This is a genomic window from Luteibacter sp. P4_D7_3 (assembly GCF_056401735.1).
This window is the reverse complement of the sequence record NZ_JBFUIT010000418.1, coordinates 1-2,823: the sequence shown is the minus strand read 5'-3', so window position 1 is coordinate 2,823 and position 2,823 is coordinate 1. Positions and strand designations below refer to the sequence as shown.

The following is a 2,823-nucleotide window of genomic DNA, read 5'->3' as shown; positions in this document are numbered from 1 at the left end:
GTCTGTAACAGTGTGTAACGGAGCCGCCTTCGGTAGTCGGGGGTTGACCCCGGTCAATGCGGATCCAGCACGATTCAGGCTCCATGGGAYTGCCTCCACCCTGACGGACCATCGCCTTGTTTCAGCACCTTCTCGTTGCCATCGATCGACGGTCCGGGTCCTACCGGGTTGCCGCATTGGGACTACGGATGGCCTGTCGCCTTCGTGCGCGCGTTACGGTGCTGTTTGTGGTCGCCACTAGTGGCCAGGACGCGACCGTCAACGAGCAACACCCGTCGCACGCCGCCGTGGATGTTGGCGAGCGCGTGTTTCGGCGTGTCCGGCGCATGGCCGCAAAGACCGGGGTGCCCTGCGTGTGTCGCTACGCCTTCGGTCGCGACGCGCACGCGATCGTCCGCGAAGCGGCGATCACGCACCAGTGCGACCTCGTCGTGTTCAATGGGYCATGAGCAACGGCACGCGGGAGCGATGCAGCATGTTGAAGGTCACGCCACCGAACACGAATTCCATCGCATGGGTATGGCCGTAGGCACCCATGACCACCAGGTCCGGGTTGGTGCGGGCGACTTCGTCCAGGAGCGCGTCTTCAGGCGGCCGTCCCTGGCGGTCGATGATCTCGAAATTCGCTGAGCGACCATGGCGCTGCACGTGCGCAAGAAGCAACGACGCGTTCTCCGCGGTTGCACCGGCGGTATGGGTTTCCCCAGCGCCCATCGCCATTACGATGCGCAGTGTGCATTCCATGGGCAACCAGCGGAGCGCCTCGTGCAACGCACGGGCCGACTCCGGCGTGTCTCGCCAGGCTACCAGGGCCTGGCGCGGCGGATGGGTCGGCTAGCGCATCCGCGGGGGTGATACCCCATGGACCGTGCACGCGGGTTGGCAACGGCACCGACTGCGTGCTGGTCCGCCGACCGCACGACCGTGGTCGCGCTGGAATCCGGTGTGGTCATGGCGACGTCCTTATGAATCAATGGGAAAAGAGAACAGGCACCTGTGCGCCCTGGAAGAGATCGCGCGTGGTGCCGCCGATGACCCATTCGCGTACCTTGCTGTGTCCGTAACCACCCGACACGATCAGCTGTGCGTTGCTCTGACGTGCGTGTTCCAGCAGCGTGTTGCCAACGGACATACCACGCGACTTCACGGTGACGACTTGGGCGCGCACGCCGTGCTCGCGCAGATGGTTCGCCACGCTCTCGCCGCGCTCGTGCACTGCCTCCAACACACTGGCAATAGGATCGACCAGGACCACATCCACACTCTCACACTGCTCCAACAGTGGCATTGCATCGTGCAAGGCCCGCGTAGACTCCGGTGTATCTGCCCACGCAACCATTGCGTGGTGCTCGGGGAACAGCGGACGTTCGAAGGACGGCACCACGAGCACCGGTCGGCCCGATGCCTGCAGGAGCGCGGCAAAGTAGGAGTGCACCATGGCGATGTCGACGGTCGAATCGCACGGACGTGCAATGACGATCAGGTCGGTGCAGCGGGCGGCTTCTGCGGCTAGTTGGGACGGATCCACGAACAGCGCTTCGAGCGTCCTTACTTCGCCGGCGACCTGCATGGTAAGGAGCTGGTGGCGAAGCTGCTCCGCACGGACCCGAGCTGCCTGACGCAGATCGGTATAGACCTGGGCGAACCCGGGATCTGGAATAAGCGCCCAGGGGTCGATCAACGGCGTGGGCACGACGACCAGCTGCAATACATTCAGTTGGGCGCCGTATTGATGAGCCAGCCTACCGGCCAGTTCCAACGCGACGGCGTCGCCGGAGGTTTCCGTCAGCGCCACGGCAATGTCGCGCCAGGGCGATGGCATCGAGACATCGGCGGTATCGACAGCGGGCTGAACGATGGAAAGGGACATGGTCGTCTCCGGATCGTGAGGGAAAGGGTCAGTTGTAGGCGCCTGCGATCGGTCCGCCTTGACGCAGGTCAAGCCAACGCTCCCACCGAGACGGGCATCGCTGCTGCCTGGCAGGTCAGCAGCGGAACCCAGATGTGCGAAGCGACCCGACGGGCGCGCCGCCCATGACGTGAGCCCATGACGACAAGGTCGCATCCGGTATCGCGCAACGCGTCGAGAATGGCACGCTCGGGGTGCGGGTCATACGCGAGTCGGGTTTCGAACTTCACGCCCGCGTTCATTGCCATGGCGCGCGCACCGTTCAGGCTGGTCTCCGCCAATGCCGCGCATCCGGGATCGATGGCGGCTTCGGCGGTGCGGAACATGCGAGCAAGCCACATGCCGCCTTTCCACGGCATTGCCGCGTGCAGGAACACCACCGATGCGCCGGCCATCTGGGCAACCGCCAGACCGAGTGCGACGGCGTCATTACCCAGCAGTGACCCATCCGTACAGATGAGCACGCGATTGAAAGAGCGCCTGATCGACAGGGGCATGTCGCCGCGCGGCATGGTGCGTGCACAGGCGCGGCAGAGCAACAGCGTCTGTTCGTCGTTCTCGGCGAGCAGTCCAGGCACATCGCCATCCAGGGCCTCCGGGTGCAGTAGCGGGCGGTACGGATCAGCAGGTGCGCCTGACATGGTCAATCTCCGAGGCATTCGACAACCGATGGAAATCGAACATCGCGCGTACGTGAATGCACCGCCTTGACACACGTCAAGGCCGGTCAACTATTTCGAAACACGAAAGGACCGCCCAGTTGACGAAGGTCAATTGCTTCGCCATGGCACCGCGTAGAAAGGAGCCATCCTCACCGTAAGGAGTCCCCCATGGACACCACGACCACGCAAACGAGCGAACGCTCCCCCGCGCCGATGCAGACGTGTCTGCCGGATGTGGGCGATGTTCTGATC

Annotated in this window: 4 protein-coding genes; 1 reads left to right on the top strand and 3 read right to left on the bottom strand. The window is 63.9% G+C overall.

Annotated elements, in window-relative coordinates; all coding sequences use genetic code 11:
- Positions 1-116: 116 nt before the first annotated feature.
- Complete coding sequence (locus AC1DSN_RS20895) at positions 117-449, top strand: universal stress protein (RefSeq protein ID WP_477332633.1); 333 nt, start codon at positions 117-119, stop codon at positions 447-449.
- Here the strand turns inward: AC1DSN_RS20895 and AC1DSN_RS20890 are convergent.
- The 3 genes from AC1DSN_RS20890 to AC1DSN_RS20880 all read right to left on the bottom strand — a co-directional run bounded on the left by AC1DSN_RS20890 (position 436) and on the right by AC1DSN_RS20880 (position 2,550).
- The gene (locus AC1DSN_RS20890; protein ID WP_477332631.1) at positions 436-771 is read right to left on the bottom strand and encodes a universal stress protein; all 336 of its coding nucleotides are present in this window, start codon (positions 769-771) and stop codon (positions 436-438) included. The genes AC1DSN_RS20895 and AC1DSN_RS20890 overlap by 14 nt on opposite strands.
- Positions 772-970: 199 nt before the next feature.
- Positions 971-1,870: a universal stress protein gene (locus AC1DSN_RS20885; RefSeq protein WP_477332629.1), complete on the bottom strand. Its 900-nt coding sequence runs from the start codon at positions 1,868-1,870 to the stop codon at positions 971-973.
- A gap of 68 nt (positions 1,871-1,938) precedes the next feature.
- Entirely contained in the window at positions 1,939-2,550 is a 612-nt protein-coding gene (locus AC1DSN_RS20880; protein ID WP_477299185.1) for a universal stress protein, read from the bottom strand.
- Positions 2,551-2,823 lie beyond the last annotated feature (273 nt).

Excerpts from the sequence above, each read along its gene's own strand:
- AC1DSN_RS20885 (WP_477332629.1), bottom strand. The coding sequence starts at position 1,870 with ATGTCCCTTTCCATCGTTCAGCCCGCTGTCGATACCGCCGATGTCTCG.
- AC1DSN_RS20880 (WP_477299185.1), bottom strand. The coding sequence starts at position 2,550 with ATGTCAGGCGCACCTGCTGATCCGTACCGCCCGCTACTGCACCCGGAG.